22 protein-coding genes are annotated in these 25,789 nt (G+C 45.2%); 21 read left to right on the forward strand and 1 reads right to left on the reverse strand.

Annotation, left to right across the window (positions count from 1 at the left end; translation table 11 throughout):
• The first annotated feature begins 1 nt into the window (after position 1).
• The 11 genes from HUU10_04740 (at position 2) to dusB (ending at position 12,189) form a co-directional block, all read left to right on the forward strand.
• Positions 2–940: a homoserine kinase gene (locus HUU10_04740; GenBank protein NUQ80899.1), complete on the forward strand. Its 939-nt coding sequence runs from the start codon at positions 2–4 to the stop codon at positions 938–940.
• Complete coding sequence (gene thrC, locus HUU10_04745) at positions 937–2,199, forward strand: threonine synthase (protein NUQ80900.1); 1,263 nt, start codon at positions 937–939, stop codon at positions 2,197–2,199. Before HUU10_04740 ends, thrC begins: the two co-directional genes overlap by 4 nt.
• A 60-nt stretch (positions 2,200–2,259) precedes the next feature.
• Positions 2,260–3,120 carry a glucose-1-phosphate thymidylyltransferase RfbA gene (gene rfbA, locus HUU10_04750; GenBank protein NUQ80901.1) on the forward strand — a complete coding sequence of 287 codons (861 nt, stop codon included), beginning with the start codon at positions 2,260–2,262 and terminating at the stop codon, positions 3,118–3,120.
• A gap of 5 nt (positions 3,121–3,125) precedes the next feature.
• Positions 3,126–4,349 (forward strand): glycosyltransferase family 4 protein, encoded by a 1,224-nt coding sequence (locus HUU10_04755; GenBank protein NUQ80902.1) that lies wholly within the window; start codon positions 3,126–3,128, stop codon positions 4,347–4,349.
• Positions 4,350–4,423: 74 nt separating this feature from the next.
• Complete coding sequence (locus HUU10_04760) at positions 4,424–6,085, forward strand: undecaprenyl/decaprenyl-phosphate alpha-N-acetylglucosaminyl 1-phosphate transferase (GenBank protein NUQ80903.1); 1,662 nt, start codon at positions 4,424–4,426, stop codon at positions 6,083–6,085.
• On the forward strand, positions 6,078–7,658 hold the full coding sequence (locus tag HUU10_04765; protein ID NUQ80904.1) for a hypothetical protein: 1,581 nt from the start codon (positions 6,078–6,080) through the stop codon (positions 7,656–7,658). The genes HUU10_04760 and HUU10_04765 overlap by 8 nt, the downstream gene beginning before the upstream one ends.
• 55 nt (positions 7,659–7,713) lie before the next feature.
• A complete protein-coding gene (locus tag HUU10_04770) occupies positions 7,714–9,045 on the forward strand; it encodes a UDP-glucose/GDP-mannose dehydrogenase family protein (GenBank protein ID NUQ80905.1) in 1,332 nt (443 codons plus the stop codon).
• Positions 9,038–9,994 carry an SDR family oxidoreductase gene (locus HUU10_04775; protein NUQ80906.1) on the forward strand — a complete coding sequence of 319 codons (957 nt, stop codon included), beginning with the start codon at positions 9,038–9,040 and terminating at the stop codon, positions 9,992–9,994. Before HUU10_04770 ends, HUU10_04775 begins: the two co-directional genes overlap by 8 nt.
• Positions 9,994–10,617: a hypothetical protein gene (locus tag HUU10_04780; protein ID NUQ80907.1), complete on the forward strand. Its 624-nt coding sequence runs from the start codon at positions 9,994–9,996 to the stop codon at positions 10,615–10,617. Before HUU10_04775 ends, HUU10_04780 begins: the two co-directional genes overlap by 1 nt.
• Positions 10,614–11,222 (forward strand): hypothetical protein, encoded by a 609-nt coding sequence (locus HUU10_04785; protein ID NUQ80908.1) that lies wholly within the window; start codon positions 10,614–10,616, stop codon positions 11,220–11,222. The genes HUU10_04780 and HUU10_04785 overlap by 4 nt, the downstream gene beginning before the upstream one ends.
• Positions 11,203–12,189 carry a tRNA dihydrouridine synthase DusB gene (gene dusB, locus HUU10_04790; GenBank protein NUQ80909.1) on the forward strand — a complete coding sequence of 329 codons (987 nt, stop codon included), beginning with the start codon at positions 11,203–11,205 and terminating at the stop codon, positions 12,187–12,189. Before HUU10_04785 ends, dusB begins: the two co-directional genes overlap by 20 nt.
• A 606-nt stretch (positions 12,190–12,795) precedes the next feature.
• Here dusB and HUU10_04795 read toward each other — a convergent pair.
• Positions 12,796–13,746: a response regulator gene (locus HUU10_04795; GenBank protein ID NUQ80910.1), complete on the reverse strand. Its 951-nt coding sequence runs from the start codon at positions 13,744–13,746 to the stop codon at positions 12,796–12,798.
• Between the two features lie 198 nt (positions 13,747–13,944).
• On the opposite strand from HUU10_04795, the gene rfbB reads away from it, so the two are divergent.
• The 10 genes from rfbB to HUU10_04845 all read left to right on the forward strand — a co-directional run bounded on the left by rfbB (position 13,945) and on the right by HUU10_04845 (position 25,789).
• Positions 13,945–14,955: a dTDP-glucose 4,6-dehydratase gene (rfbB, locus tag HUU10_04800; GenBank protein ID NUQ80911.1), complete on the forward strand. Its 1,011-nt coding sequence runs from the start codon at positions 13,945–13,947 to the stop codon at positions 14,953–14,955.
• A 1-nt stretch (position 14,956) separates the two neighbouring features.
• On the forward strand, positions 14,957–16,288 hold the full coding sequence (locus HUU10_04805; GenBank protein ID NUQ80912.1) for a nucleotide sugar dehydrogenase: 1,332 nt from the start codon (positions 14,957–14,959) through the stop codon (positions 16,286–16,288).
• 32 nt (positions 16,289–16,320) lie between these two features.
• The gene (locus tag HUU10_04810) at positions 16,321–17,778 is read left to right on the forward strand and encodes an SLBB domain-containing protein (GenBank protein ID NUQ80913.1); all 1,458 of its coding nucleotides are present in this window, start codon (positions 16,321–16,323) and stop codon (positions 17,776–17,778) included.
• Between the two features lie 6 nt (positions 17,779–17,784).
• The gene (locus tag HUU10_04815; protein ID NUQ80914.1) at positions 17,785–18,975 is read left to right on the forward strand and encodes a hypothetical protein; all 1,191 of its coding nucleotides are present in this window, start codon (positions 17,785–17,787) and stop codon (positions 18,973–18,975) included.
• On the forward strand, positions 18,966–20,255 hold the full coding sequence (locus HUU10_04820; protein ID NUQ80915.1) for an oligosaccharide repeat unit polymerase: 1,290 nt from the start codon (positions 18,966–18,968) through the stop codon (positions 20,253–20,255). The genes HUU10_04815 and HUU10_04820 overlap by 10 nt, the downstream gene beginning before the upstream one ends.
• Positions 20,245–21,090 (forward strand): hypothetical protein, encoded by an 846-nt coding sequence (locus HUU10_04825; GenBank protein ID NUQ80916.1) that lies wholly within the window; start codon positions 20,245–20,247, stop codon positions 21,088–21,090. Before HUU10_04820 ends, HUU10_04825 begins: the two co-directional genes overlap by 11 nt.
• Before the next feature lie 26 nt (positions 21,091–21,116).
• Entirely contained in the window at positions 21,117–22,508 is a 1,392-nt protein-coding gene (locus HUU10_04830) for an oligosaccharide flippase family protein (protein NUQ80917.1), read from the forward strand.
• Positions 22,495–23,424, forward strand: a complete 930-nt coding sequence (locus HUU10_04835; GenBank protein NUQ80918.1) for a glycosyltransferase family 2 protein — start codon at positions 22,495–22,497, stop codon at positions 23,422–23,424. The genes HUU10_04830 and HUU10_04835 overlap by 14 nt, the downstream gene beginning before the upstream one ends.
• Entirely contained in the window at positions 23,421–24,626 is a 1,206-nt protein-coding gene (locus HUU10_04840) for a glycosyltransferase (GenBank protein ID NUQ80919.1), read from the forward strand. The genes HUU10_04835 and HUU10_04840 overlap by 4 nt, the downstream gene beginning before the upstream one ends.
• A 104-nt stretch (positions 24,627–24,730) precedes the next feature.
• Positions 24,731–25,789 carry a glycosyltransferase gene (locus HUU10_04845; GenBank protein NUQ80920.1) on the forward strand — a complete coding sequence of 353 codons (1,059 nt, stop codon included), beginning with the start codon at positions 24,731–24,733 and terminating at the stop codon, positions 25,787–25,789.

Consider the following 25,789-nt stretch of genomic DNA (forward strand, 5'->3'; position numbering starts at 1 on the left):
AATGGCTGGTGAATCGGTGACCGTTTTTTCGCCCGCAACGGTGGCCAATGTGGCCGTTGGATTCGATATTCTCGGTCTGGCCCTGCATTCGGTTGGTGATACGGTCACAGCTGAAAAGACTGCTGAGCCAGGAGTCAGAATCCGGTCGGTGACCGGACTTCCGCTCGATCTCCCTCTGGATCCTGCAAAAAACACAGCCGGTTGGGTGGTTATCCGTCTGCTCGAAACAGTGAAACCCGACTTCGGTGTTGAACTTTCGGTTAAAAAGGGAATTCCGCTGGGCAGCGGCATGGGTGGATCTGCTGCTTCGGCTGTTGGTGCCCTGGTTGCGGTGAATCATTTACTGGAAAAACCGTTGTCGAAACCAGAGTTACTTTCTTACGCCCTGTTGGGAGAGGAATTGGCCAGCGGAAGTCCGCATGGTGATAACGTGACTCCCTGTTTGTTTGGTGGATTGACCCTGACCCGGAATCTGAATCCGGTTGATGTGGTTCAGATACCGGTTCCGGCCAGTCTGATGGTTGTGGTGGTTCATCCCGATTACCGACTGGATACCCGGATGAGCAGGGCGGTTCTGAGAAAAGAATTGCCTTTGAAAGATTTTGTTCAGCAATCAGCAAATCTGGCCGGATTTCTGGCTGGTTGCTATACACAGGATATGAACCTGATTGGCCGGAGTTTCCGGGATGTACTGATTGAGCCCCGTCGTTCGATTCTGATTCCGGGATTTGACCAGGCCAAGTCTGCTGCTCTGGCTGCAGGCGCGCTTGGTTGTTCCATTTCCGGATCCGGCCCCAGTGTATTTGCATTGGTTCCAGACCGGGCAACCGGTGAAAGTGTGGCATCGGGAATCACGGCCTCTTTTTCCCGCGAGGGAATCACCAGTTCCTTCTGGATTTCAGAAGTAAACATGGATGGTGCAAAGCGGGTGGTTGCATGATTTTCAGAAGCACCCGGCATCAGGCCCCACCCGTTTCCGCCGAAAAAGCCATTCTGACTGGCCTGGCGCCCGACGGTGGATTGTATGTTCCATCAGGTTTTCCTTCTCTGTCTCCGTTTCCATCCGGAATGCAGTACCCGGAACTGGCCACCCTGGCCATTCAGCCGTTTTTCAATGAATCGTCCGAAAAGATTGATATCGGTCCGATCATCCGAGACGCATTGAACTTCGAAGTTCCGCTAAACTTTTTTGGCAAGGAGACTGCTGTTTTGGAATTGTTCCACGGACCGACAGCGGCGTTTAAGGATGTGGGGGCCCGGTTTCTCGCCGGCGTCATGGCGGCACTGAAAAAACCGGGTGATCCGGTAACCACGATTGTGGTGGCCACTTCCGGTGATACCGGCGGAGCGGTTGCCTCTGCCTTTTTCAGAAAGCCCGGATTCGAGGTCATTATTTTATTTCCGGAAGGAAAAGTTTCTCCCCGTCAGCAGCAGCAACTGACCTGCTGGGGTGAAAATATTTCCTCTTATGCGGTGAAAGGGACGTTTGATGATTGTCAGCGTCTGGCAAAGGAGGCCTTTGCCACTCCGTCGGTTGCAGGAAACCGTCAACTCAGTTCAGCAAATTCCATCAATCTGGGACGTTTGTTGCCCCAGATGACCTATTATATTCATGCTTCAATCGGGTTCCGGGCCAGAACAGGCCAATCCCCGGTCATCATTATCCCCAGTGGCAACGTTGGAAATGCAGTCGGAGCTGTCTGGGCCCGGGAAATGGGTGCCCCGATCAGAAAAATCGTCCTGGCTGCCAATGCCAACCGGACCATCCCCGATTTCTTCGACACCGGAAAATGGAGTCCAAGACCCAGTGTGGAGACCCTGGCCAATGCCATGGATGTCGGAAATCCGTCGAATATGGAACGTCTGAGGGACTTGTATCCCGATTTGTCTCACCTGAAATCCTTCATTGAAACTGCCTCGGTCACCGATGAAGAAATCAGAGAAACCATCATTTCTCATTTTCATAAGACCGGAATGGTGATATGTCCTCACACGGCAGTTGCAGAAAAAGTGAGACGAACCCGATTTGATGGGGAACCTGCCATGATCGTGGCCACTGCACATCCGGCCAAGTTTGAAACCATCGTTGAACCCCTCATCGGTCAGCCGGTAGAAATACCCCCGGCCCTTGCCGGATTGTTGCACAGACCGGTTTCAGTCAGACAGATTGAACCTGATCTGCATCAACTCTTTACCTGATCGTTTTTACTACCCGCCGGCCTGATTGTATCTTTCAGGCTTTTTATGAAGGAACCCACCATGAAAGGCATCATCCTCGCCGGCGGATCTGGAACCCGTCTTCATCCGCTGACCATCGCGGTCAGCAAACAGCTCATGCCGGTTTACGACAAACCGATGATCTACTATCCGCTCAGTGTTCTGCTGATGGCTGGAATCCGTGACATTCTTATCATTTCAACACCCCATGACCTTCCTGGTTTCAGAAAATTGCTTGGTGATGGAACCGGAATCGGATGCCGGTTTACCTTTGCCGAACAAGCAGTACCCAACGGATTGGCTCAGGCCTTTGTCATCGGAGAATCCTTCATCGGAAAGGATCCGGTTGCCCTGATCCTGGGAGATAACATTTTTTATGGAACAGGATTACAGGAAACGGTTCAGAAATGTTCCCAGCCCGATGGGGGAATCGTATTCGCCTATCAGGTGAGTGATCCGGAACGATACGGGGTGGTTGAATTTAATGAGGACGGCAAGGTTCTCTCCATTGAAGAGAAACCGTCTAAGCCAAAGTCGGATTATGCGGTTCCCGGCCTGTATTTCTATGACAACTCGGTGGTGGAAATTGCCCGAAACCTGAAACCATCAGCTCGGGGCGAATACGAAATCACCGATGTCAATAATGAATATCTGAAGCGTGGAAAGCTGAACGTCAAGGTCCTGAGCAGGGGAACTGCCTGGCTGGATACCGGAACCCACGATTCGTTGCTTCAGGCATCAGAATTTGTGCATGTGATCGAGTCACGGCAAGGGCTGAAAATCGGATGTATCGAGGAAGTGGCCTATCGGAAAGGGTTTATTTCCAAAGAACAACTGTTAAAACTCGCCGATGATCTCAAAAAAAGCGGATATGGAGAGTACCTTCGCCGGTTGGTCCGCTGAGCCCGATGAAGCATCTGCTGTTTATCAATCAGCACTACTACCCCGACTATGCTGCCACCGGCCAGTTGCTGGCCGAGTTGTGTGATGATCTGGTCAGCGCCGGGTTTCGGGTAACCGTTATTACCGGCTTTCCTGAACCGGGTACTTTCCCATCGGAAATCCGCCCTTTAAAGGTTGAGAAAAACGGGATTCTCACCATTTTTCGCCTGTATAATCACCCGGCCGGCAATAAATCCATCCTGAATCGTCTGCTTCATTTTTTCAGTTTCTGGTTTCTGTCCATCATAAAAAGCCTGACAGTGACCCGGCCTGATCTTGTTTTTGTAATGAGCACACCCCCATTGCTCAACGGGGTAACCGCGAACCTGATCCGGTTGATCCGACGAGTACCTTACGTGTATAACGTACAGGATCTTTACCCTGACATTGCAGTCCAGATGGGAACCATCCGAAACCGCCAACTCATCCGTCTCAGTGCAGCCATCGAAAATTATATCAACCACCATGCACAGCAGATTGTCACACTCAGTGAACCAATGAAGGATAAAATTGTTTCCCATGGCGTGGAACCGGGAAAAGTGTCGGTGATTCCCAACTGGAGTGATGGCAACCTGATCAGGCCGGTACAGGATTCGCCCCTCCGGACAGAATGGGACCTCAGGGACCGGTTCGTAATCATGTATTCCGGAAACACAGGCATGAGTCAGGGTCTGGACTGGATCATGGAAGCAATGGTTCCCGTGGCTGCCGACCATCCCGATCTGGTTTTTGTCATCGTGGGCGGGGGAGTGAGGCTGCCACAGCTCAAAGAAAACGCCAACAGGAATGGCTGGACCTTTGTCAGGTTTTTTCCGTTCCAACCCAAGGAACAATTGGGGCAGTCGCTGGCTGTGGCCGATCTTCATCTGGTCCCTTTGACCGCTGGCATGTCAGATTACCTGGTCCCTTCGAAATTTTATGGCATTGCTGCGGCAGGCCGGCCTACGTTAGCTCTGGTTGATGAAGGCAGTGAAATTGACCGGATTGTAAGAAGCCAGAACCTTGGTTTTTCGATCCGACATGGCCAGGCAGATGACTTTCGGTCTGCTATTACTCTGGCCGTGAATGACAGGGACTCCCTCAGAGAAATGGGAGTCAGAGCCCGCCGGTATTTTGATTCCACTCTCGACCGCACCATTGCAACAAGCGCCTACCGAACACTCCTGAACCGGTTGGTGAACAATGGGTGACCGCGGTCATGCGCAAAAATACAGGTTAGAGTCCGGTCCTAACCGGATGTATCTTTGCCGCAGAGAATAACCGGATGCAAATATTTTATACAGCCATTCTGGCACTGGCCACTTCCTTTCTGCTGATGCCACTGGTTATCCGGTTGGCAGAGCGATTAAATCTGGTCGACAAACCGGGTGAACGAAAAGTTCACACCACTTCTATTCCGCGCATCGGTGGTGTGGCCGTGGTGGCTGCCTTTATCCTTCCGGTCCTGTTGTTTGCCCCCATGACTCCCGTCATGAAGGGAATTCTCTCCGGTGCCATTATCGTCGCCATCGTGGGTCTTCTGGATGATATCCTTCAGCTGAATGCCTATGCAAAATTTGCCGGACAGGCTGTTGCCGCCGGGATCGGTATGGCCATGTCGGGATTGGTCATCAACGAGATTGATGTTTTTGGCATTTTCAAGCTGGATCTCGGGTACTTCGCCTATCCTTTCACCCTGGTCTGGATTGTCGGAATTACCAATGCAATCAATCTGATGGATGGATTGGATGGCCTGGCCGCCGGAATCGTTGCCATCGCCCTGTTTTTCCTGGGTCTCATCGGATTTCTGACGAACCAATATCTGATCTTGTTTATATCGGCCACCCTGTTCGGAGCCCTGCTCGGATTCCTGAAATACAACAGTCATCCGGCACAGGTTTTTATGGGCGATGTCGGTTCACTTTTCCTTGGATTTCTTGTTGCCATGCTGACGCTTATCGGGTCAGTCCGGTCAGCTGCAGTAATGACATTGGCGCTTCCGCTTACCATTCTCGCCCTGCCTATTCTCGATACAGCCTGGGCATTCACGCGCCGGATTCTGAAAGGCACCAATCCGTTTTCCCCGGACAAAAAGCACATTCATCACCGTCTGATGAACATGGGACTTGGTCACGGACTGACGGTCATGTTCATGTACGGTGTGGCGACTTTGCTGGGCTTGCTGGGTGTGTTTTCTGTTTATCAGTATGAATTCAGGGATATTTCGCTTTTCATCGTAGCCGCTGGAATGGTGGCAGCTGCTCTTAAACTGATTGCTTTTATCAGACGACGTCCCACCCTGAAACACCTGTTTAATAAAAAAGTCAAACCGGTTCCTGCAGGAATCATGTGGTTGCTCAGAGTCACCCTGTTGCTACCGCTGATTATCAGAAATCTGATTATTGCTGCCCTGCTAATGAATGTGGTTCTGCTGGTGCATACTCCCGTGGAAGGAATCATCATCGGCATGATTCTTTTCGGGGGCATTTTGTATCTGTACCTCACTCATCAGTCCGATACCTACGAACAATTTTTGATGTTCTTTCTGTTTCTGGCGGGTGTCTTTATCATTTTCGCTGCAGAGCAGGTGATCGACCCGGTGGTCTGGTTCGAAAGTTTTTCCGCTGAAGTGTTCTCGAATGTATTGTTTTCCGTGATTGGTGTTCTGATCATCCTGAATATTCTGGTCAAACAGATCAGTGGAAATTTCCTGTCGAATCCGCTTGAGTATTTCATACTTCTGATCGTCGTTTGTCTGAACCTTCTTCCTCCTGATCTGACCATGGAATACCACCTGGCTGCCGTCAGCATCAAGTCGATTATTCTCTTTCTCGGTTACCGGCTCCTGCTCGAGTACCATATGCAGCGCAGCCGGCGACTAATCTATGTCACACTCCTGGTGATTGCCTTCACCGTGGGTTATTCATTGGTAAAACTCTATGTCTGACCGTGGCTTCCGTTCCCTTCTGATTCTGACTTTTTTCTTTCTTCCCGTTCTTTCCTCTGCTCAGGTTCATCCATGGATTCAGACCGACAGACAGGAATTTTTATGGATGAACGAGATGAAGCTCAGATATCCCGGGTCATTCTCACCCTTCGAAAGTTATCCGGCCGATTGGTCCGTCTGGCTCGAGGATCATCAGGTGAATCTCCCCACCATGGTTGATGCCTGGAACCAGCAATTGCGATCCGATTATGTGAAGCGCAATGCGGATGAACCTGGTCTGCTTCACGGCCTGCTTTACGGATCTCTTCAATCCATGACCAAGCCTGAGTTTGATTATCACGTCAGAGGATCACTGTACGGTGGAATCTGGGGACAATTGGGCGATCACCTGCTGGGTGCCTCGGTTTTGCAGATCGATTCTGATGCCTCACACGACACCGATTACCGCGGAAGGTGGGTCAACCGGGTCAATGAAACCCGGGTAGATGGCTACCTGATTCATAAGTATTCCTACCTGCGGGCTGGTTGGGGCTGGTTCGATATGATGGTGGGGAAACAGAAACTGTCCTGGGGAGCCACACAAACGTCTTCCATGATGCTCTCCCATGCTGCGCCTCCGGGCGATCTGATCTGGTTCCGGTATCGATGGAAAGCCATTCAGCTTGTACATTTTTTCTCACAGATGGATCATTCCACTTTCGATAGTTCGGCCTACTTTCAACAACCAACCGAGTTGCAAAGAAACCTTCTGGGAACCCGACTCGAAGCCAGAATCACCAACCGCCTGACGGTGGCTGTCAGCCAGACTGTCCTGTTTCCAACCACCGGATTCGGTGTCAAACTCAGTTACCTGAATCCGCTGATCACCTTTTTCGGGGAAAGACAAAATACCGGAACAACCGCATTGGATGACAATGTCTCCTACAGTTTTGATGGATCTTACCGGTTTCCCGGACTTCATGGTTATGGGTCCGTCATGCTGGATGATGTCTCAATTGATGGACTTGTGAGTAACAAAATTGGTTTTCAGGCCGGTCTTGAGTGGTCCGATCCCTTATGGTCGCTTCCTTTGACTGTGGGCCTTGAATGGACCCGCATCATGCCAAAAACATACACAGTCAAAGACGCCAATGGTCCTCTGTGGCTGAATTATGTGTTTTATTCGAAAATGATCGATCACAATCTGAAAGATTTGTCAGCCGGGTCCATTCTTGGACATCCGGCCGGACCCGATTCCTGGCAGGTTTTTTACAAAGCACGCTGGTGGCAGTGGTACCCGGTCTGGCTGGAACTGTCCGGACAGTACACGGTCTATGGAAAAGGAAACCTGCTGGTGCCAGACGCAGTCAATGGGTTGAATTATCAGCGAAAACAATTCAGAAATGATAGTCGTCTGACCGCCACCTGGGAATATAAACCCGGTATGCAGGCCAGCACCTGGCTTCAGTGGATTGCCATCAAAAACCCGGTACATCAGCTGGGATTCCGCAATGATTTGCTGCTTGGCGTAACCCTGCGCCTCGATCTGGATGGTGCCATGGCGCTGCCCGATGTGCTGGCGGACATCCGGTGAAGTTGAAGCTTACTTTGATAAATCGTACCTTTGCAGTCTTTTTAACAGGAGATCTATGAAAATCGCCGTAGTGGGTACCGGATATGTGGGTCTGGTTACCGGAACCTGTCTTGCCGAGACAGGAAATCAGGTTGTGTGTGTCGATATCGATGAGAAAAAAGTAGCCAGGCTGAAGAACAAGGAAATCCCCATTTTCGAACCTGGTCTCGAAATTCTTTTCGCCAGAAATATCAAAGAAAACCGCCTCACTTTCACTACCAAACTCGAAGAAGGATTCCTGTCCTCCGATATCCTGTTCCTGGCACTTCCGACTCCGCAGGATGAAGATGGTTCAGCCGACCTGAAGTATATCCTCGGTGTGGCAGGTGATATCGGAAAGCTGTATGCCAAACATCGGGATGCTGGTTATAAAATCATCATCGACAAATCGACGGTTCCGGTTGGGACGGCCGAAAAGGTACGTGCCGAAATTCTGAAATATTCGAATGGCTACACCGATTTTGATGTGGTAAGTAACCCCGAGTTTCTGCGCGAAGGGTATGCTGTTGAGGATTTCATGAAACCGGATCGCGTGGTGATCGGGGTGTCATCTGAAAAAGCCCGCAAGGTGATGAATGATCTGTATCAGCCTTTTGTCATGCAGGGAAATCCGATTTACATGATGGATGAACGCTCTGCTGAACTGACAAAGTATGCGGCAAACGCCTTCCTTGCTCTCAAAATTTCTTTCATGAATGAAATGGCCAACCTGTGTGAAAAGGTGGGAGCCAATGTTGATCAGGTCCGTATTGGAATCGGATCTGATTCCCGTATCGGTAAACGGTTTTTGTTCCCCGGAATCGGCTATGGCGGATCGTGTTTCCCCAAAGATGTCTCTGCCCTGAACAAGACATCGGAAGATTATAAATACAATTTCCGGATTCTGAAATCGGTCATGGAAGTCAATGTGATTCAGAAATCCATTCTGGTTGATCGCCTCAGCGACTTTTTTAAAGGAAACCTCAAAGGGAAAACCATCGGTGTCTGGGGATTGGCATTTAAGCCGAATACCGATGATATCCGTGAAGCTCCCGCACTTGAAATCATTCAGAAACTGCTGGCTGCCGGTGCAAAAGTTCAGGTTTACGATCCCGAAGCCATGGGCAATGTAAAAGCCAGGTTTGGTGACAAACTGATCTATTCCGACAGCAATTATGGAGCCATTCAGGATGCTGATGCCCTGTTGGTAGCCACTGAATGGAGTGAATTCCGCCGTCCGGATTTCGGTGTGATGAAACGCCTGATGAAACAGGCAGTCATTTTTGACGGCCGTAACATTTATGATCCCCAATCCATGAAGGAACAGGGATTCGAGTACTTCTCAATCGGGAGACCTGCGCATGTCTGAGCAACGGAAAAAAAGAACCCTCATTACCGGTGGTGCCGGATTTCTTGGCAGTCACCTGTGTGACCGGTTTCTGGCCGAAGGTCATGAAGTCATTGCCATGGACAACCTGATCACCGGCAATACCGATAATATCGCCCATCTCATGGGAAATCCGGATTTCCGGTTTATTAAGCATGATGTTACCAACTATATATATATCGATGGTCCGCTCGATTATATCCTGCATTTTGCGTCACCAGCCAGCCCGATTGACTATCTGAAAATTCCCATTCAGACCCTGAAAGTCGGCAGTCTTGGCACACACAATGCCCTTGGGTTGGCGAAGGCTAAAAAAGCCCGTTTTCTCATTGCTTCCACTTCAGAAGTGTATGGTGATCCGCTTATTCACCCGCAGACCGAAGATTATTGGGGAAATGTTAATCCCGTCGGATTCCGTGGCTGCTACGATGAAGCCAAGCGCTTTGCCGAAGCCATCACCATGGCTTACCACCGGTATCATGCGGTTGAAACCCGTATTATCCGCATATTCAACACCTATGGTCCCCGCATGCGGCTGGATGACGGCCGTGCATTGCCGGCGTTTGTGGGACAGGCCCTTCGTGGTGAAGACCTGACTGTATTTGGTGATGGATCGCAGACCCGCAGTTTCTGTTATGTGGCCGATCTGGTCGATGGCATTTACCGGTTGCTCATGTCTGATGAAACCGAACCGGTTAACATCGGAAATCCCGATGAAATCACCATCCTCCAGTTTGCCGAGGAAGTACTGAAGCTGACAGGCAGCAAAAGTAAAATCGTATACAAACCACTGCCTCAGGATGACCCCAAGGTGCGTCAGCCCGATATCACCAAGGCAAAAGCGAAACTGGGATGGCAGCCGAAAGTGGGTCGCAGCGAAGGTCTCAAAATCACCCTCGACTATTTCAAGAAGCAGGTCGTTCCCCGCTGATGTGGATTCGAAACGGAGTTCTGGTCTGGTGTCTGCTTTTTCCTTCGGTTTTACCGGCCCAATCCTGGTGGTTTACAGCCGGTCTGGGAATTTCCAGACATGAATTCTACGAACTGACCGATTTTCTTTCCGGATTCGGTGAGGATTTATCCTCTGGTCAGCAGGTTCTTACGCTTGCGGCAGAATCTTCCTGGCAACTGACGAAAACGGTTGGACTTGGACTCTCTGTCGATTATGACCTCGCAGGACTGAACTCCGACCTGGATAATCAGATACAAACCTATACCTACCAGTCGGTTGGGGTGGTGATCCACCCCTTTTACCGGTTTTCCGTTCCGGAAGGGTTGCTTTTTACCGCCGGACCTGAACTCGGCTACCAGTTTTTTTACCTGGAAACCACCGGTGTGGCTGCCGCTCTCCCCTCAGTCCTTGAAGCGCGTGGATATCAGACCGGACTCCGGGCTGATGGGGCCCTCAAAACCGGAGAGTCCATGAACATTCATCTGGCTGCCGGCTTAAGAGTCAAACAGTCTGATTCTGTTCAGTTCGGAAACTCAGATTTCACCTTCCGGAGCCTGGATGCCTGGGTCCGGTTTGGTGTCTTGTTTGACCTGTCCCCATGACACCCGGTGAGCGGATGCAGGATCTTGAACTGAAGATCCAGCACCTGACTGCATTGATTGAACCTGCCTGGCTGGCGCCGCAACCTTTTCCGGATGAACCCGACCTGAGAAAAGCAGTTGCCCTTGTAAAAACCCTCCGGTTGGTTTCTAAAACGGCCGAGCATCAGGCTGATCGGCTCGATCGGGATTTCATGCGCCAGAAACGATATGGCTTTGAATTGATTCTGATCATTGGTGCCTCTTGGTATTTGCTCGGGAAGGTGGTCATGGTACCCACCATCGCCGCTTTGGTCGTATCGGTATTTCTGGGACTGTTGTTCTTCTGGTTTCTCATTTCAGAAGAAAGACGCCAGTATGACCGTGCCCACCGGCGTGAACAGGCCGAACGTCATCTTGCCGAGTCTGATCTGATTGCCCTGAGTCTTGAAAAACAGCAACTTGAACTGGAATTGGGAATTCCGGAACTGACAGAAGCCGTTGTGGATGAGTGGATAGAAAACAATCGGTTGTGGCACCTGCATGCAAATGAACGGGCCGCCCTGAATGAATGGAAGCGTGAGTTGAACGAGTTAAGGCGTCGGTTAAATGAATCTGAAAATCGGTAATCTGTCAATTGATCATGCAGTGGTACTGGCTCCCATGGAAGATGTCACCGATCTGCCATTCCGCCAGATCTGCCGTGAACACGGTGCGGATATCGTCTACACCGAGTTTGTTCCCTCAGAGGCCATTATCCGCCATATTGCAAAATCCACCCGCAAAATGGACATCTCAGAGGAGGAACGCCCGGTAGCCATCCAGATTTTTGGTAACCAGGTCGAGGTCATGGTCGAAGCAGCACGGCATGCTGAGGCCCTGAAACCCGATTTTCTCGACATCAACTATGGCTGCCCGGCCAAGAAAGTCGCGGGAAGAGGGGCGGGTAGTGGTCTGCTTTGTGTGCCTGATCTGATGACCGATATAACCCGGGCCATTGTTTCGGCCCTGAAGATACCTGTGACCGCCAAAACCCGCATTGGCTGGGACGCTTCATCTATCAGCATTCTCGATACCGTTGCCCGGATGGAACAATGTGGTATCTCTGCCCTCACCATTCATGGCCGGACCCGTGCACAGATGTTTGACGGACGTGCCGACTGGGAGTGGATCGGAAAAGCCAAAAAGGCGGCCGGTATCCCCATCATCGGAAACGGGGATATCTCCAACCCTGAATATGCACTTGAAGTACTCAACCGATCGGGTGTGGATGGCCTGATGATCGGGCGTGGTGCTTACGGAAATCCCTGGATTTTCCAGCGAACAAAAACTTTTATCCAAACCGGCGTGATGCCTCCCGAGCCTGAACTGGAAGAGAAAGTCCTGGTTATGCTTAGGCACCTGAAATATGCCATTGATTATAAAGGCAACCATGGATTGGTGACCTTCAGGAAGCATTATCACAATTACCTGAAAGGATTCCGTGATGCAGCCAGGCTTCGCGGAAAACTGGTGATGATGACCTCCTTCGATGCCATTTCATCTGAAGTCCATTCGTTTATCGGAAATCACAATCTGATCGGGTCGGATCGTTGAGAAACCCGGAGTGCAAAGGTTGCAAATCTGGCATGCTGAGTTATTTTTGTGACTTTTTCAGCTGAAAAAGTAATCCTGCGGAGCAACCCAGGCGTTCTGGAACCACATCTTTTTTCGTGATTGGTCATCAACTTTCTTCAGAGGAAAGTAGCAAAGCACTTCGACAGGCTCTCGAAACAATCTTACAGCATCGAAACGCACTTGTGCTGAGCGGAGTCGAAGTACGATCGTCCCCATCCCGCTTACCAGATCGTTTGATGCGCCGGGATTTTTGAAGACATTAAACATTGTGAAATGCACAAACGATCTGAAAGCTGCGATCCTTGCCTCCCACACCACCTGCCGATGTTGTAAATCCGGCCGGGGTTCGTGTTAAAATCATGGAGAAACCTGTATGTTGATTTTGCGACCCTGGTGGGGTCGAACTTTGAGAATTAAAAGGCAGGGTCTCCGATCGATTTCTTCGGGTCCGGTCAGACTTATACAGATTTTCCTTTTCAGGGAACACCCCAACTGCCGATTGATCGATTGACATAAAAAAAACTGGCTGTTTCAACAGGCAGAAACCCGCAAAACAGCCAGTTTAAATCAACAAAAAGAATGTAATCAGAACAACTTTTTCTTCAGGGTTGAATTGGACAGGTGACTTAAAATCGGATTGGCCTGCACCGATAACCGCTTGATGATATCGCTTTCACCCGTCGAGAAGATGGCATTCCTGAATCCCCAGAAAAAGCCGTCAAGCTGAACCGTTTTCCGGTTGGTTCCTGCACCAAGCAAAAAGTCCTTGTCATCCAGGTTCAGGAAGGGGAGGATAATTTCAGAAGTCAGGTTGTACTTGTGAGCCCAATTGCGGATGTGATGATCGGGAATGTTCAGTGCATCATTGCTGAAAACCTCTGTTTTTTCGTCATACAACCTTGTCAGGGAGGGGGTCTGATGACCTCTGACCACCCGGGCTTCCATCGGGAAGTTTACCGTTCCGCCTTCTTTCAGAAGCGAAAATTCGCCTGAGGGTGTCCGCTGATAAAAGGAAATGGCATCAAAGTCAAAGATTTCATTTAATCCGCCGATGTAGGAGGTAATGGCCTTCTCAAAATCACGTTCAAGTGAGTTTTTAGCCAGGCTCATCATGAGTTTCTGTTTTTTTCGCATCAGAATTTCTTCAGATGCGTCAAGTGTTGAATAGATATCACCGAGTACCGCAAAAGTCTTGACAAGATAGGCCAGTTCGTTCTGTGTGAATGGCTTGGAGAGAAATCCAACAGCGCCCTGTTCATTGGCAAAACGGGCTTTCTCACTGCTCGGATCACCAGTGACGATCACGATGGGAATCCGGCTGAGAACCTTATCCCGCTTGATGGCAGCCAGAAAGGAAAGGCCATCCATTCCTTCCATGTTGATGTCACTCAGGATAAAACTCACCTTGTTTGACTTGAGCATGTCAATCCCCTCCTGAACGCTGTAGGCGTGAAGGGTTTTCACCTTCAGCGGTTCAAGCATGAAATCGACCATGTTGTGGTATTCGTAATCGTCTTCAATATATAAAATGGTCATGATTCACCTGACTGGTTTCAAGATTTAAAAATCGACTCTTAAGATACAATATTTTCACAAAAAACCGGATACCCGAAAAAAAGAGGTCCGATTCTGTTTCAGACATCACCAAAGGTGGGGTATTCCAAAATCCATTGATTTTAGTTGGGTGTGGGTCTATTTTTGTTGCTCACTCTTAAATTACACTGGCCCTGACTCATGAATATCCTCATCACTGGTGGCGCCGGCTTCATCGGCTCCAATTTTATCCATCAGATTCTCCGTAAACAAACAGGTGTTACCCTGGTCAATTTTGATAAACTGACCTATGCAGGTAACCCTGAAAACCTCACATCGGTTGAAAAACACCCGAACTACCGGTTTGTGAAAGGGGATATTACCAAACAGGATGAAGTGGATGCTGCCATCGAATCGCACAAAATCGAGGCTATTATTCACTTTGCGGCCGAATCTCATGTGGACCGGTCCATTTCCGGCCCGAAGGTATTCACCGATACCAATATTATCGGAACTCAGACGTTGCTTGAGGCAGCCCGCAAATTCAATCTGAAACGTTACCTGCAGGTATCAACCGATGAGGTGTATGGGTCATTGGGAGCAACCGGTAAGTTCATGGAAACCACGCCGCTGGCACCCAATTCGCCCTATTCAGCCTCAAAAGCAGCCGCTGATATGCTGGTCAGGGCTTACGTTCATACCTACAACCTTCCTGCCGTGGTGACCCGTTGCTCGAACAATTACGGTCCTTATCAGTTCCCCGAAAAACTGATTCCTCTCATGATCATTAACACAATGAATAACAAACCACTCCCTGTCTATGGCGATGGAATGAATGTCCGGGACTGGATCCATGTGGATGATCACAACTCGGGCGTCTGGACCGTTTTCGAAAAAGGCACGGTTGGTGAGGTATATAATCTTGGTGGAGAAGCCGAAAAACCTAATATTGAAATCGTGAAACTGGTCCTGAAACATCTGGGTAAAGATGAAAGCATGATCACTTACGTGAAGGACCGTCCTGGTCACGACCGCCGGTACGCCATGGATATCAGCTATATCGGAAAAACACTTGGATGGAAACCTGAGGTCACTTTCGAAGACGGCCTGCGCTCTACGATTGACTGGTATGTGAATAACCAATCCTGGTGGTCCCGTATTATCAGTGGTGAGTACCTGTCCTACTACCAGTCGAACTACGGCAACCGTTGATATGAGTGTTTCTGCCGGAAATCTGAAGGAGAAAATAGACAACCGGACGGCCACCATCGGTGTGATCGGACTGGGATATGTCGGATTGCCACTGGCTGTCGAATATGCACTGGCAGGTTTCAGGACGGTTGGGATTGACACGCATTCAGGTAAGGTAGAAAGCCTGAAAGCGGGGCATAACTACATTGCGGATATTCCTGCCGACCGGTGGGAAAAGGTGAAACAGGCAGGTTTATTCACTGCTACCACCGATTATTCGTCCTGTGCCGGCATTGATATCTTCTTTATCTGTGTACCCACCCCGTTTACCGATAACAAAGAACCCGATATTTCCTTCATTATCAACTCGGCACGGGGAATTCTGCCACACCTTCGCCCCGGACAGCTGGTTATTCTGAAGAGCACCACTTTTCCCACTACCACCGAGTACCACGTTATGCCGGTTCTGAATGAGTCGGGACTGAAGGTGGGTTATGACTACTTTCTGGCGTTTTCTCCGGAACGGATTGATCCGGGAAATACCAAATGGCACACCGGAAACACACCGGTTGTAGTGGGTGGTGTAACACCGGCTTGTACCGATCTTGCAGCCCACATCACCCGGGCCATCATTTCCTCGGTACACACGGTTTCATCACCTCGGGTGGCCGAAATGGAGAAACTACTCGAAAATATTTTCAGGTCGGTTAACATTGCGCTGGTCAATGAACTGGCTCTGATGTGTGACCGTGTTGGCGGTATCAATGTCTGGGAGGTGATCGGGGCTGCCGCCACCAAGCCATTTGGCTTCATGCCCTTCTACCCGGGGCCCGGCATTGGCGGACATTGTATCCTCATCGATCCGTATTATCTGAGCTGGTTTGCCAAGGCCTGGGATTTTCACTCCGATTTTATAGAACTGGCTGCCAAGACCAACGAATTCATGCCGTTTTATGTGCGGGATACCATCATTAAAATGATCGCCCGCATGCCGGTCACCATTCAGGATGCCCGTATTCTGATACTGGGCGTGGCCTTTAAGAAAAATGTGGATGATACCCGGCACAGCCCGGCGCTGCGGGTGATGGAATTGCTCCGGCAGGAAGGACTGGCCAATCTTTCTTACCACGATCCGTTCGTTCCCTCGGTTCATGTCGGGCATGAGGAATTCCGATCGGTACCTCTGAACGCCGACACACTGGCTTCAGCCGATTTAGTGGTGGTTACCACCGACCACTCGTCGTTCGATTGGGAGTTTATCTCCCGCCATTCCCGTCAGATATTTGACACCCGAAATGCTGCCTTTGCTTTTACATCCGACCGGATTGCGGTTCTGGGGGATGGAAAACCCTGATTTCTTTCTCATCAATTTACTTCCGGATTCACATGATCAGATCTGTCTTTCTTTTCTCCTTGCTTGCATTGCAAGTCTCCATGCATTCTTCAGGATGGGCCCAGTCAGATGAGGGGAGCAGTCGCTCCTCCTTTGGCTCTTCCTCAATGGTGGGATTGATTCCGATTTCCGTTACCATTGGCGGAGATTTTCCCTTTGCAGGCAGCTACCAGGCGGCACCCACCGAACGGATTGATCTGTTCATCACCCGTATTGTCAATGCTGCGCTTACACAAAGCAGGGAGCTGACGTTCTGGGAAAAGTCGGGAATGTCACGTTGGGGGTTGCCGCTCAGAGGACTGGTCATCCGCCGGGCAGATGGCACCACCATTCCGGTCGACCTGTTGAAATACCGGCTCACCGGTGATCTTTCCATGAATCCCTATCTGCGAAACGATGACTTTATTCAATTTCCGGTATATAAATCGGATCGGAATTTTGTTTCGGTATATGGCGCGGTGAAACGTCCGGGGCGTGTACAGTTTGTGGAAGGGGACCGGCTGGCTGATGTCATTCAATTGGTGGATGGGTTTGACACCAGCCATGAAACTGTTGACCGGATTGAAATTTCCCGTTTGAATCAGGCAGGTACCAGGGAAGAAATTATTTCTGTCTCTCCGAATGCGGAGGTACCCCTTCAGATGGGTGACCGGATCAGGGTGGTGGCTGCCGATAAATTCAAGTATGATTATAAAATTCTGGTGGTGGGTGAGGTCTTTAATCCGGGTTTTATCTCCATTACCCGAAATACCACCACCTTACACGAGGTCCTCAAAAAGGCGGGTGGCCTCAAGCCGGATGGATCACTCGACTATGCCAGATATTTCAGCGGAGCAACGGTCAGTGGTCAATTGCGCAAAGCCATCGAGGATACCCGAATTCAGACCGAGGGCCAATATCTCGGACCTCTTACACAATACCTTTCCATCGAGCCGCAATTGAACATCATGGAGATGGCACGGATGTCTTCTCTGACGGTGGAAGATTCTGCCACGTTTTCCCTGGATAATCAGGTTCGTCTGCTTCAACAGGGTGATTTCGTTGATCTTACCGGATTGCCAGACCCCGCTTCGGCAGTGAGTCAGACCATTGTTCAGGACGGTGATGTGATTATCATTCCAAAAAAGCCCACCTCTGTATACGTGTTTGGCCAGGTCAAACGGATTGGTAACCTTCCATATATAGCCGGGAAGGACTTTCAATTTTACATTGAACAGTCGGGCGGCTTGGGCGAAGAGGCGACTGGCGAGATTTATGTGATTAAGGGAAAGTCACGATCCTGGCTTAAGGTCGGGGAACAATCCATCAAGTTAGAACCGGGTGATTTCATCTGGGCAGCCAAGGAAGTAAAGCGACCCTTTTCCTACTGGCTAAATGTGGCAGGTGGGGTTTCTGCTGTTATTGGGTCGGTTGCAACGGTAATGTTGTTAATTATTCAGTTGGGGAAATAGGAAGTAATGTCAGAGAATAAGATGTCAATACTTAACTCGCTTTGGGTTTGGCGAAATTTTATTATTATTAATTCGCTTGTTGTTTTTATTGCCTCAGTAATTATTTCTTTTTTGTTGGATGAAACTTATAAATCTTCAGCAACCCTAATGGTTGTGTCAAAAAAGAAGAGTTTATCTCTTAGTTCAATAATGAGCAATGTTAGTGGATCGCTGTTGGGTAGTATTGGTGGGTTGACTAAAGGTCAGAGTGATGAAACGGATAGGCTTAATGGAATATTTACCTCTGAAAAGGTCCTAACAAGAATTGTAAACGAGTTTAATTTGTTTGAGTATTACGAGTTAAAGGAAAAAAAATGGGACCTTGTCTTTAAGAAGATCAGAGATGATTCCTTTTTTGAAATAGATCAAAATGGAATGATTAATATATATGTGATCAACAAGGATCCAGAAATCGCAAAGAAGATGGCTGATCGGTTCATTTTTCTTATGGACAGTGTAAGTTTAGTGTATGCTCTTGAAGAGGCAAATCTTAGCAAAAGATTCATTGAAAGACGTTTTGAAAGAAACAGAGATGAGTTAGAAGTTGCAGAGGAGAATCTGCGGGTATTTCAGAAAAAGTATGGTTTACTTGTTGTGCCGGAACAAGCTAAGGAATCGATGAGAATCGAGGCTGAGCTTGAAGCAAGATTAATGATGATGGAGTTTGAATTAAATACAATTGAAGCTTCATTTACAAAAAATTCTACGATGTACAATGAAAGTGAAACTCGTTTCACTGAGTTTAAATCATTGGTCGATAATTACAAAAAACGGGAGCAAGGTTCCAATAGTGTATTCGTTTCACTAAAGGATGCACCTGATAAAATGTTGGAATATTTTCGTCTCTATCGAACTGTAGTAATTCAGAATAAGATGTATGAATTTCTGTATCCTGTATATGAACAGTCAAGATTAGAGGCGGAAAATAATATTCCATCAATTCAGATATTGGATTCACCAAGAGTACCTGATTACAAACACGGTCCAAAGCGATTATTTATAATTCTAATAATTTCCTTCCCATTTATTTTTTTATTTGTACTGCTTTCTATTTATTCCATGGATGTGCTTAGTTTGAATCCAGGTGGAATATTTTATAATGAATATAATCGACTAGCGGCGAAGATTGCAGATATTTATAAAGTTAAATGGAAATAACATTTTCGATAATATTCTTTCTGATTGTGGTATTGGTATCTAGATTAATATTTAATCAGATATTAAATCCTCTCTCAACATTTTCATTGATTTGGGCTGTTGTTATTCTAACTAATCTCATAGGGTTAATACACTATCACAACATGCTTTTTGAGACTTGGGTAATTATTTATTCAAGTACACTGTTTCTAGTATTTGGATCGATTATTGGTAAAATAGTAATTGAACGAAGTACAAATCTTAGAAAACAAACAACTGGGTATTCATTAGACAGAAATACGTTACTATTTTATATTTTCTTTCTTGGTATAATTGGATTATTCTCTGCATACCTACAATGGAATCAATTGTTTCAAAGATATGGTACGATTTCAAATATCTTCCTTCATGGGGGTGAAATATATAAACTTAGAGTGACCGGAGAGTTGGTAGAAGTGATCCCTTATATTGGAAGTATAAGTCTTGGGGGTGTATTTCTTTCTGCCTTATATTTAGCCAAATTCAAAAAAATAAATATAATACTGCTTTTTCCAATTATCGCTGTTATTCTTAGAGATATGGCTGCATTTGGTAGAGTAAACATTCTTATTTCGATTGCGTTTTTTGCGACAACTTTATTTGTTTCATATAAAAAACAGTTAAAGGATAAAGGGTTTATTTTAAAATCATCCCTTATTGCTATACTCATACTAGTCCTCGGAATTGCTTCTACCTCTCTTACAAGAACTTTTCGAGCTCCTACCGAAGATTATAAAGGCGCAGATAAAAGCCTTGTTCAAACAAAGGAATCAATCATTATCTCCCCCTCAGTTTATTTTTATCTATCCAGTCAAGTATCTGTATTAAATGAAACCATTAGATATGACAGCGAAAAAGTACAGTATCCTGGTGAATACAGTTTTAATTTTATCTATAGTCTACTTGCAAAGCTTTCATTGGTGAATCCACCTACATTTTATCAACCAGGCTATAATACACCTTATTGGTCAAATACTGGGACATACCTTCGGGACCTTTATTGCGATTTCGGTGTACTTGGAATAATATTGGGTCCACTTATGTTGGGTTTCATGGTGACCTATATGTGGTTTTATGTTAAAGTAAATGAAAACGAAATATCTGTATTTCTTCTTTCATATTTTTGGAATATAATAATCATGTCGTTTTTGATAATGAATACAAGGAGTGCCTTTGTTACAATTTCATTATTCGTAATTATAGGTATTACTTTGGTACATCGCAGTATCAATGCCAGAAGGTATTATGCTAATGAAAAATGATCATGGAGATGTATATATTGTTTATCGAATTTATCCTAAAATATCAAAGGAGCCAATTTACTTTACAGATAAGGAATCGCTTGTATCAGAAACTTTAAGATCATTCAGAAGGGCTCTGGGCGATTTAAAATATCATATCAATTTTATCTTAGATAATTGTCCAACTAACTATGAATCAATTATTTATAGTATATTTGATAAATCAAACATTTGCATAAACAATGTTATAAATGGTGGCAATGTAGGGACATTTATTATTCAAATTGATTCGGCTTTAGCGAATAAATATTCGGATATTATATATTTTGCAGAGGATGATTATTATTATACAGATAAATCACTTGAGCATGGATATAACCACATTATTCAAAATCCTGAAATTGACTTTCTCACACTATATTTTAATCCGGATTATCTCGAGCATTCTATTCACCTGCCCTATTTTGATAAAGAGGTCTACAAAAGGGAAAATTGGATCGATGTATCAACAACATGTCTGACTTTCTTTGCGAGAAGGGCATCCCTTGTGAGGGCTATGCCACACTTTCTTACCTATAAAAAAAATAATTATGATTCAAGTATATTTTTATCATTAACAAAACTTGGTCTTTTCTCAAAACTACTTTATTGGAATTTACTCAAAGATATGTTTGAAGGAAAAAACGAAGTTCTAAAAATTGTAGCGAAAACTTTCTTATTCGGATTTTACCAGGTTTTGCTGGGGAGCAGGTATAAACTTGTCTCAACAACAAAGCCCATTGCTACTCACCTTCAAAGTGACAGGCTTTCTCCTGGTGCTGATTGGCTTGAGATTATTTTAAGAAGTAAAACCTAAAAGGAGTCCCAAAAAGAAATACTACTGTGATATCTAAATTTAATCCGGGACAGAACATTGTATTGGTAGGATTAACACAGATTTCTGATCCACTGCTAAATTTTCTAATTGTACAACAGCTGGCGCTTGTATTAGAACAATCTGAATTTGGCTGGTATGGTTATGTTATTTCCTTGCTGGGTATATCCTCGAAGATTAGTGATTTTTCATCGAACACTATTCTTGTTAGGGAGTATTGCAAAGAATATAATAGAATAGTTGTTTCAAGTTATTTTTCTGTAAGAGTAATTCTTATCTTAATTTCGCTTATTTTATTTGTTATTATTTCGTGGAATACAATCGAAGTAGGGCACCAATTACTTCCGTTTCTTGTCTTGCTGCTTCTGTTTCTGCCAAGAATTGATAGTTTACGATCGACTGTTAATTCTATAGCGCGTTCCCAATTCCTGAGCTCTAATATTCTATATGTTACTGTTGTAGAAGGCTTTCTTGTTTTACTGGTTATTATTTTAGGTTCCAAATTAAGTATATTTTCAATTACCTATTTTATTATTTCAATATCATTTGTATATACAATTGGAACACTCTATTTGTTTTCAAGGATAGGATTCAGTTTAAGGGAAATATTCATCTTTCCAAAGATTGGCACAATTACTTCCGTGATTAGGCAGTCTTCACCTTTAATTATAATTACAATTAGTGATTTGGTAATCAACAGTGGAATAATAGTATATATAAAAATGAGATATGGTTATACAAGTACTGCTGAATTTAGTGTTGTTCAGCGCTTGTATCTTCCACTTATGTTTATTCCTGCCAGTATTGCATATGGAATGGTTCCATTTTGGGTGAATCAACAAACCGTATCATTAACAAAGTGTTCAATTATTAGAACATTAAACTGGTTAGTAGTTACTGGTTTGATAATACTGGGATTTATTATAGGATATCGTAATGAAATATTAGGTGGGCTTTTTGGTTCAAATTATATTGATAGTTCAACTACTCTCTTGTATATATATTACTCAGTTCCAGCAGCCTTTATATCCTTTTTCATAGGTGAGTATTTGATAGCTGTTGGCAAGACAATGGAAGTGATCGTTAGTAGATTATTTAATATTATTGTCTTCATTGTGATTGTACTTGCTTTTGGTAATTCTCTTGAAGCTATTGCGTTGGCTTTTTCAATCGCAACACTTTGTGGTTCGATATATTTGCTTGTTAAGTGTAAGCAGAGTATAAGTCTGAGAGAAATATCACGAGAAGATTTATCACTCTATATATTCCCAATGATTCTCTTTATTTGTATTAATTATTTAAAATCGTCTGTAATATTATGGATTGTTCCCTTTAGTTTAATTTATTTGTTAGTAACATACAAATCTGGAATATTTCGGATAAATTATGTTGGAAAATAACCCTGTTATTTCTTTTATACTTATAAATTATAATTCTGATGTATTTCTAAATAATATAGTACGTGAGATAATAACCAAAGTACACAAGGTTTTGTTCGAGATTGTAGTATTTGAGAATTGCTCAACGGAACAGCAGGATTTTTCGGAAATCGAAAAAATAGGACAAGTACGATTAATAAAATCATTTAAAAATCTTGGTTTTGGAAGGGGATGTAATGAGGCTGTACAACACGCCAAGGGTGATTACTTCATTTTTATTAATCCTGATACAGAAATTGTTAATCTTGATTTAATCTATTTACTCGAACTTATTCGGAATAAAGAGATTGGAGTTCTGGGAATACAACATGTCGATAGTACTAATAGTAGAGTAATTTCTGTTCGACCTTTTTGTGGAGTCAGGCAGGCATTATTTGAATTATTTTGGTTGAATCGTCTTGTTGATTGGTTCAATTCCAAGCGAATTGATTTTTCAGTCCGAAACAGAGGCTACGCTGAGGTTGATTTTGTCTCTGGTGCATTTATGCTCATCAGAAAACCAGTTTTTAAGGAAATGAATGGTTTTGATCCCTTTTATTTTATGTATGTAGAAGAAGCCGATTTTGCATGGCGACTTAAAAAATCAGGATATAAAAATATTTTTGTTCCATCACAAGTTATCCGTCATTTCCAGGGAAAAAGTGTAAAGAATTATATCTTTGAACTTGAGAATAATCACCGTAATCAGATTTACTTTGTTTTTAAATTTCGAGGATTGGTGTCTGCAATTCTTTTTACTTGCATCCAATCATTAAATAAAGCTATACGAGGAATAGTTTATTTATTATTCGGTCTATTATCGGATTCAGTACAAAATAAAAAGAAAGGTTTTGCCTTTTTACAGGTTGCCAAAATTTATTGGTGGAGTAAAAAATGAAAATTCTGCAGATTTCTCCGCAGGTTCCCTTTCCACCAAATGATGGGGGGCGTATCAGCATTCATGGCATCCTGACATCTATGGCCTCTCTGGGCCACCAGTTACATTTTTTGACCTATGCAAAGGAGTGGTCAGTTTTGGATGCAGAAAAGATTATTGGTCCATTCGCCACTCCACATATTATCAGCTTTCATCCCAAGCATAATGTATCTGGTGGAATACTGAATTTATTCTCTCCCATTCCATATAATATCGAGAAATTTCATCGGAATGAATTCCTGAAAGTTGTTCAGGAAATTATCGCCAACGAGTCGATCGACGTGGTTCATATTGACCATTTGCATATGGGGTGGGTTGTGCATTGGTTGAAGGCAAACACAAAGATTCCAGTTGTTTTACGTCAGCATAATCTGGAAATGCGGATTATGAAACGGTACGCAGAACAGGAAACCAATTGGATGATCAGGACATATGCTAATCTTCAATATAGAAAGCTCCTGAAATACGAACCAACAATTTGTGCCATGTTTGATGCTGTCGTCATGATTTCTGATTCCGATGAGGTGGAATTACGTCAATTAAATCCCACAGTTAAGGCAATGACAATCCCAAGCGGTATATCATCTGCTTTGCTTGAACGAAAAATCGGTAAGACTACCGGTATTAAAATTGCTCATATTGGTGCCATGGATTGGGCACCTAACCGGGATTCTCTTTTATCATTTATTTCACTCCATTTGCCTGAAATTATACGACAGTTTCCTGAATTGAAACTGGTTGCCATTGGAAGGGGAACAGACCAGATTGAAATCCCCGATCCGTTGAAATCCTTTGTTGATGCCAAAGGTTTTGTTGGTGATGTTTGGAAGGAATTGGATTCTTGTATTGCTCTGGTTGTTCCTCTGCGGATCGGTGGGGGAATACGTATCAAAATATTAGAAATGATGGCTGCCGGTATTCCTGTGATATCTTCAACTGTTGGTGCAGAAGGTTTGCCCTTTGTGTCTGGTAAAATAGGGTTTATTGCCGACTCCTCATCGGAGTATTGTGCTGCAATCCAACAATTAATACAGACTCCCGGAAAAAGAGAACAAATCATTATGTCTGCACGACATACCATTAGAGAACAGCATACATGGGAAATTATTGGTGGTCGGTTTGAACAATTATACATACAATTAATAAAGAACAAGGGATCCTGATGGAACTGGTTTCCCTGGTTTTTATCGGAGTATCATTTTTGCTGGTCATATACAGCTATGTCGGATATCCATTTTTTCTGCATTTCCGGGTAAAAAAAGGGCCGGTGCTTCAGCGTCCGCCGGAAGTAGCTGAACAGCCCACTATCTCGATGATCATTTCACTGTACAACGAGGAGTCTGTCATATCCGAAAAACTGGCAAACATTAATTCCATCGACTACCCCACTGACAAACTGACCGTTTTTTTTGGTCTTGATTCCTGCAGCGATCATACAGAAGAACTTATCAGGTCCACACCGCTAAAATTTCCAGTCCGTTTGATTCATTATCCTGAACGACGGGGAAAAATCTTTGTTCTATTTGATCTGGTTATGGAGGCAAAGTCGGAATTGTTATTTTTTTCCGATGGTAATACCATGTTGCAACCGGATGCAATCCGAAACATGACGCCATGGTTTCAGAACCCGGTAATAAATGGAGTATGTGGGATGTTGTCTCTGGTTCCCAAGGGTGAAATGAAATGGAATGAAGTATTGTATTGGGACTATGAAACAAGAATAAAGTCAGATGAAGGCTCCCTGGGGTATTGCATTGGAGCCAATGGTGGAAATTACCTGATACGAAAATCCGCCTTTCCTTTCAGTTTGGGGCCTGGTTTGTATACTGACGATTTTGTGATTGGTCTGGCATCCCTTCTGGATGGGGGGCAGTTTGTTTTCGATTCTAAATCGAAAGCAATCGAGGAAGATACAGGTAATCGTCGTGTTGAATTCAAGCGAAAAATCAGAATTGGAAAATCCAATCTGTCCACACTGATCTATATCAGAAGTTGGTTCCGGCGTCTCTCTTTGACTCCGGTTTTCTTTTTGATCTCACATAAAATGTTAAGATGGCTTGTCCCACTGGTAATGGTTTTTGTCTCTTTGCTACTCGTAGTTAATACTGTTATTTTTGGCTCTTTTTGGTGTTATTTATGTGGAGTGGTTCTTTTTGCCCATCTGCTTTCGACCATTCTCTTTCTTATGCCTGCCAGTAAATTTCCCGTAAGATTCATTGATTCAGCTCTCTACATCATTCTGATGAACTGGGCTTTGTTTTTTGGGTATGTGAGGTTCTTCCTAGGTTCGAGAGAGTCGTTCTGGTCATCAACTATCAGAAAATGA

It is taken from the genome of Bacteroidota bacterium (assembly GCA_013360915.1).
GTDB lineage: Bacteria > Bacteroidota > JABWAT01 > JABWAT01 > JABWAT01 > JABWAT01.

What these genes read in the sequence shown, in the direction of transcription:
- HUU10_04765 (NUQ80904.1), top strand. Translation starts at nt 6,078, where the DNA reads ATGTCTGACCGTGGCTTCCGTTCCCTTCTGATTCTGACTTTTTTCTTT.
- HUU10_04740 (NUQ80899.1), top strand. Translation starts at nt 2, where the DNA reads ATGGCTGGTGAATCGGTGACCGTTTTTTCGCCCGCAACGGTGGCCAAT.
- HUU10_04760 (NUQ80903.1), top strand. Translation starts at nt 4,424, where the DNA reads ATGCAAATATTTTATACAGCCATTCTGGCACTGGCCACTTCCTTTCTG.
- HUU10_04810 (NUQ80913.1), top strand. Translation starts at nt 16,321, where the DNA reads ATGATCAGATCTGTCTTTCTTTTCTCCTTGCTTGCATTGCAAGTCTCC.
- HUU10_04755 (NUQ80902.1), top strand. Translation starts at nt 3,126, where the DNA reads ATGAAGCATCTGCTGTTTATCAATCAGCACTACTACCCCGACTATGCT.
- HUU10_04825 (NUQ80916.1), top strand. Translation starts at nt 20,245, where the DNA reads ATGAAAAATGATCATGGAGATGTATATATTGTTTATCGAATTTATCCT.
- HUU10_04775 (NUQ80906.1), top strand. Translation starts at nt 9,038, where the DNA reads ATGTCTGAGCAACGGAAAAAAAGAACCCTCATTACCGGTGGTGCCGGA.
- HUU10_04835 (NUQ80918.1), top strand. Translation starts at nt 22,495, where the DNA reads ATGTTGGAAAATAACCCTGTTATTTCTTTTATACTTATAAATTATAAT.
- dusB (NUQ80909.1), top strand. Translation starts at nt 11,203, where the DNA reads ATGAATCTGAAAATCGGTAATCTGTCAATTGATCATGCAGTGGTACTG.
- thrC (NUQ80900.1), top strand. Translation starts at nt 937, where the DNA reads ATGATTTTCAGAAGCACCCGGCATCAGGCCCCACCCGTTTCCGCCGAA.
- HUU10_04805 (NUQ80912.1), top strand. Translation starts at nt 14,957, where the DNA reads ATGAGTGTTTCTGCCGGAAATCTGAAGGAGAAAATAGACAACCGGACG.
- HUU10_04770 (NUQ80905.1), top strand. Translation starts at nt 7,714, where the DNA reads ATGAAAATCGCCGTAGTGGGTACCGGATATGTGGGTCTGGTTACCGGA.
- HUU10_04780 (NUQ80907.1), top strand. Translation starts at nt 9,994, where the DNA reads ATGTGGATTCGAAACGGAGTTCTGGTCTGGTGTCTGCTTTTTCCTTCG.
- rfbB (NUQ80911.1), top strand. Translation starts at nt 13,945, where the DNA reads ATGAATATCCTCATCACTGGTGGCGCCGGCTTCATCGGCTCCAATTTT.
- HUU10_04840 (NUQ80919.1), top strand. Translation starts at nt 23,421, where the DNA reads ATGAAAATTCTGCAGATTTCTCCGCAGGTTCCCTTTCCACCAAATGAT.
- rfbA (NUQ80901.1), top strand. Translation starts at nt 2,260, where the DNA reads ATGAAAGGCATCATCCTCGCCGGCGGATCTGGAACCCGTCTTCATCCG.
- HUU10_04820 (NUQ80915.1), top strand. Translation starts at nt 18,966, where the DNA reads ATGGAAATAACATTTTCGATAATATTCTTTCTGATTGTGGTATTGGTA.
- HUU10_04815 (NUQ80914.1), top strand. Translation starts at nt 17,785, where the DNA reads ATGTCAGAGAATAAGATGTCAATACTTAACTCGCTTTGGGTTTGGCGA.
- HUU10_04795 (NUQ80910.1), bottom strand. Translation starts at nt 13,746, where the DNA reads ATGACCATTTTATATATTGAAGACGATTACGAATACCACAACATGGTC.
- HUU10_04785 (NUQ80908.1), top strand. Translation starts at nt 10,614, where the DNA reads ATGACACCCGGTGAGCGGATGCAGGATCTTGAACTGAAGATCCAGCAC.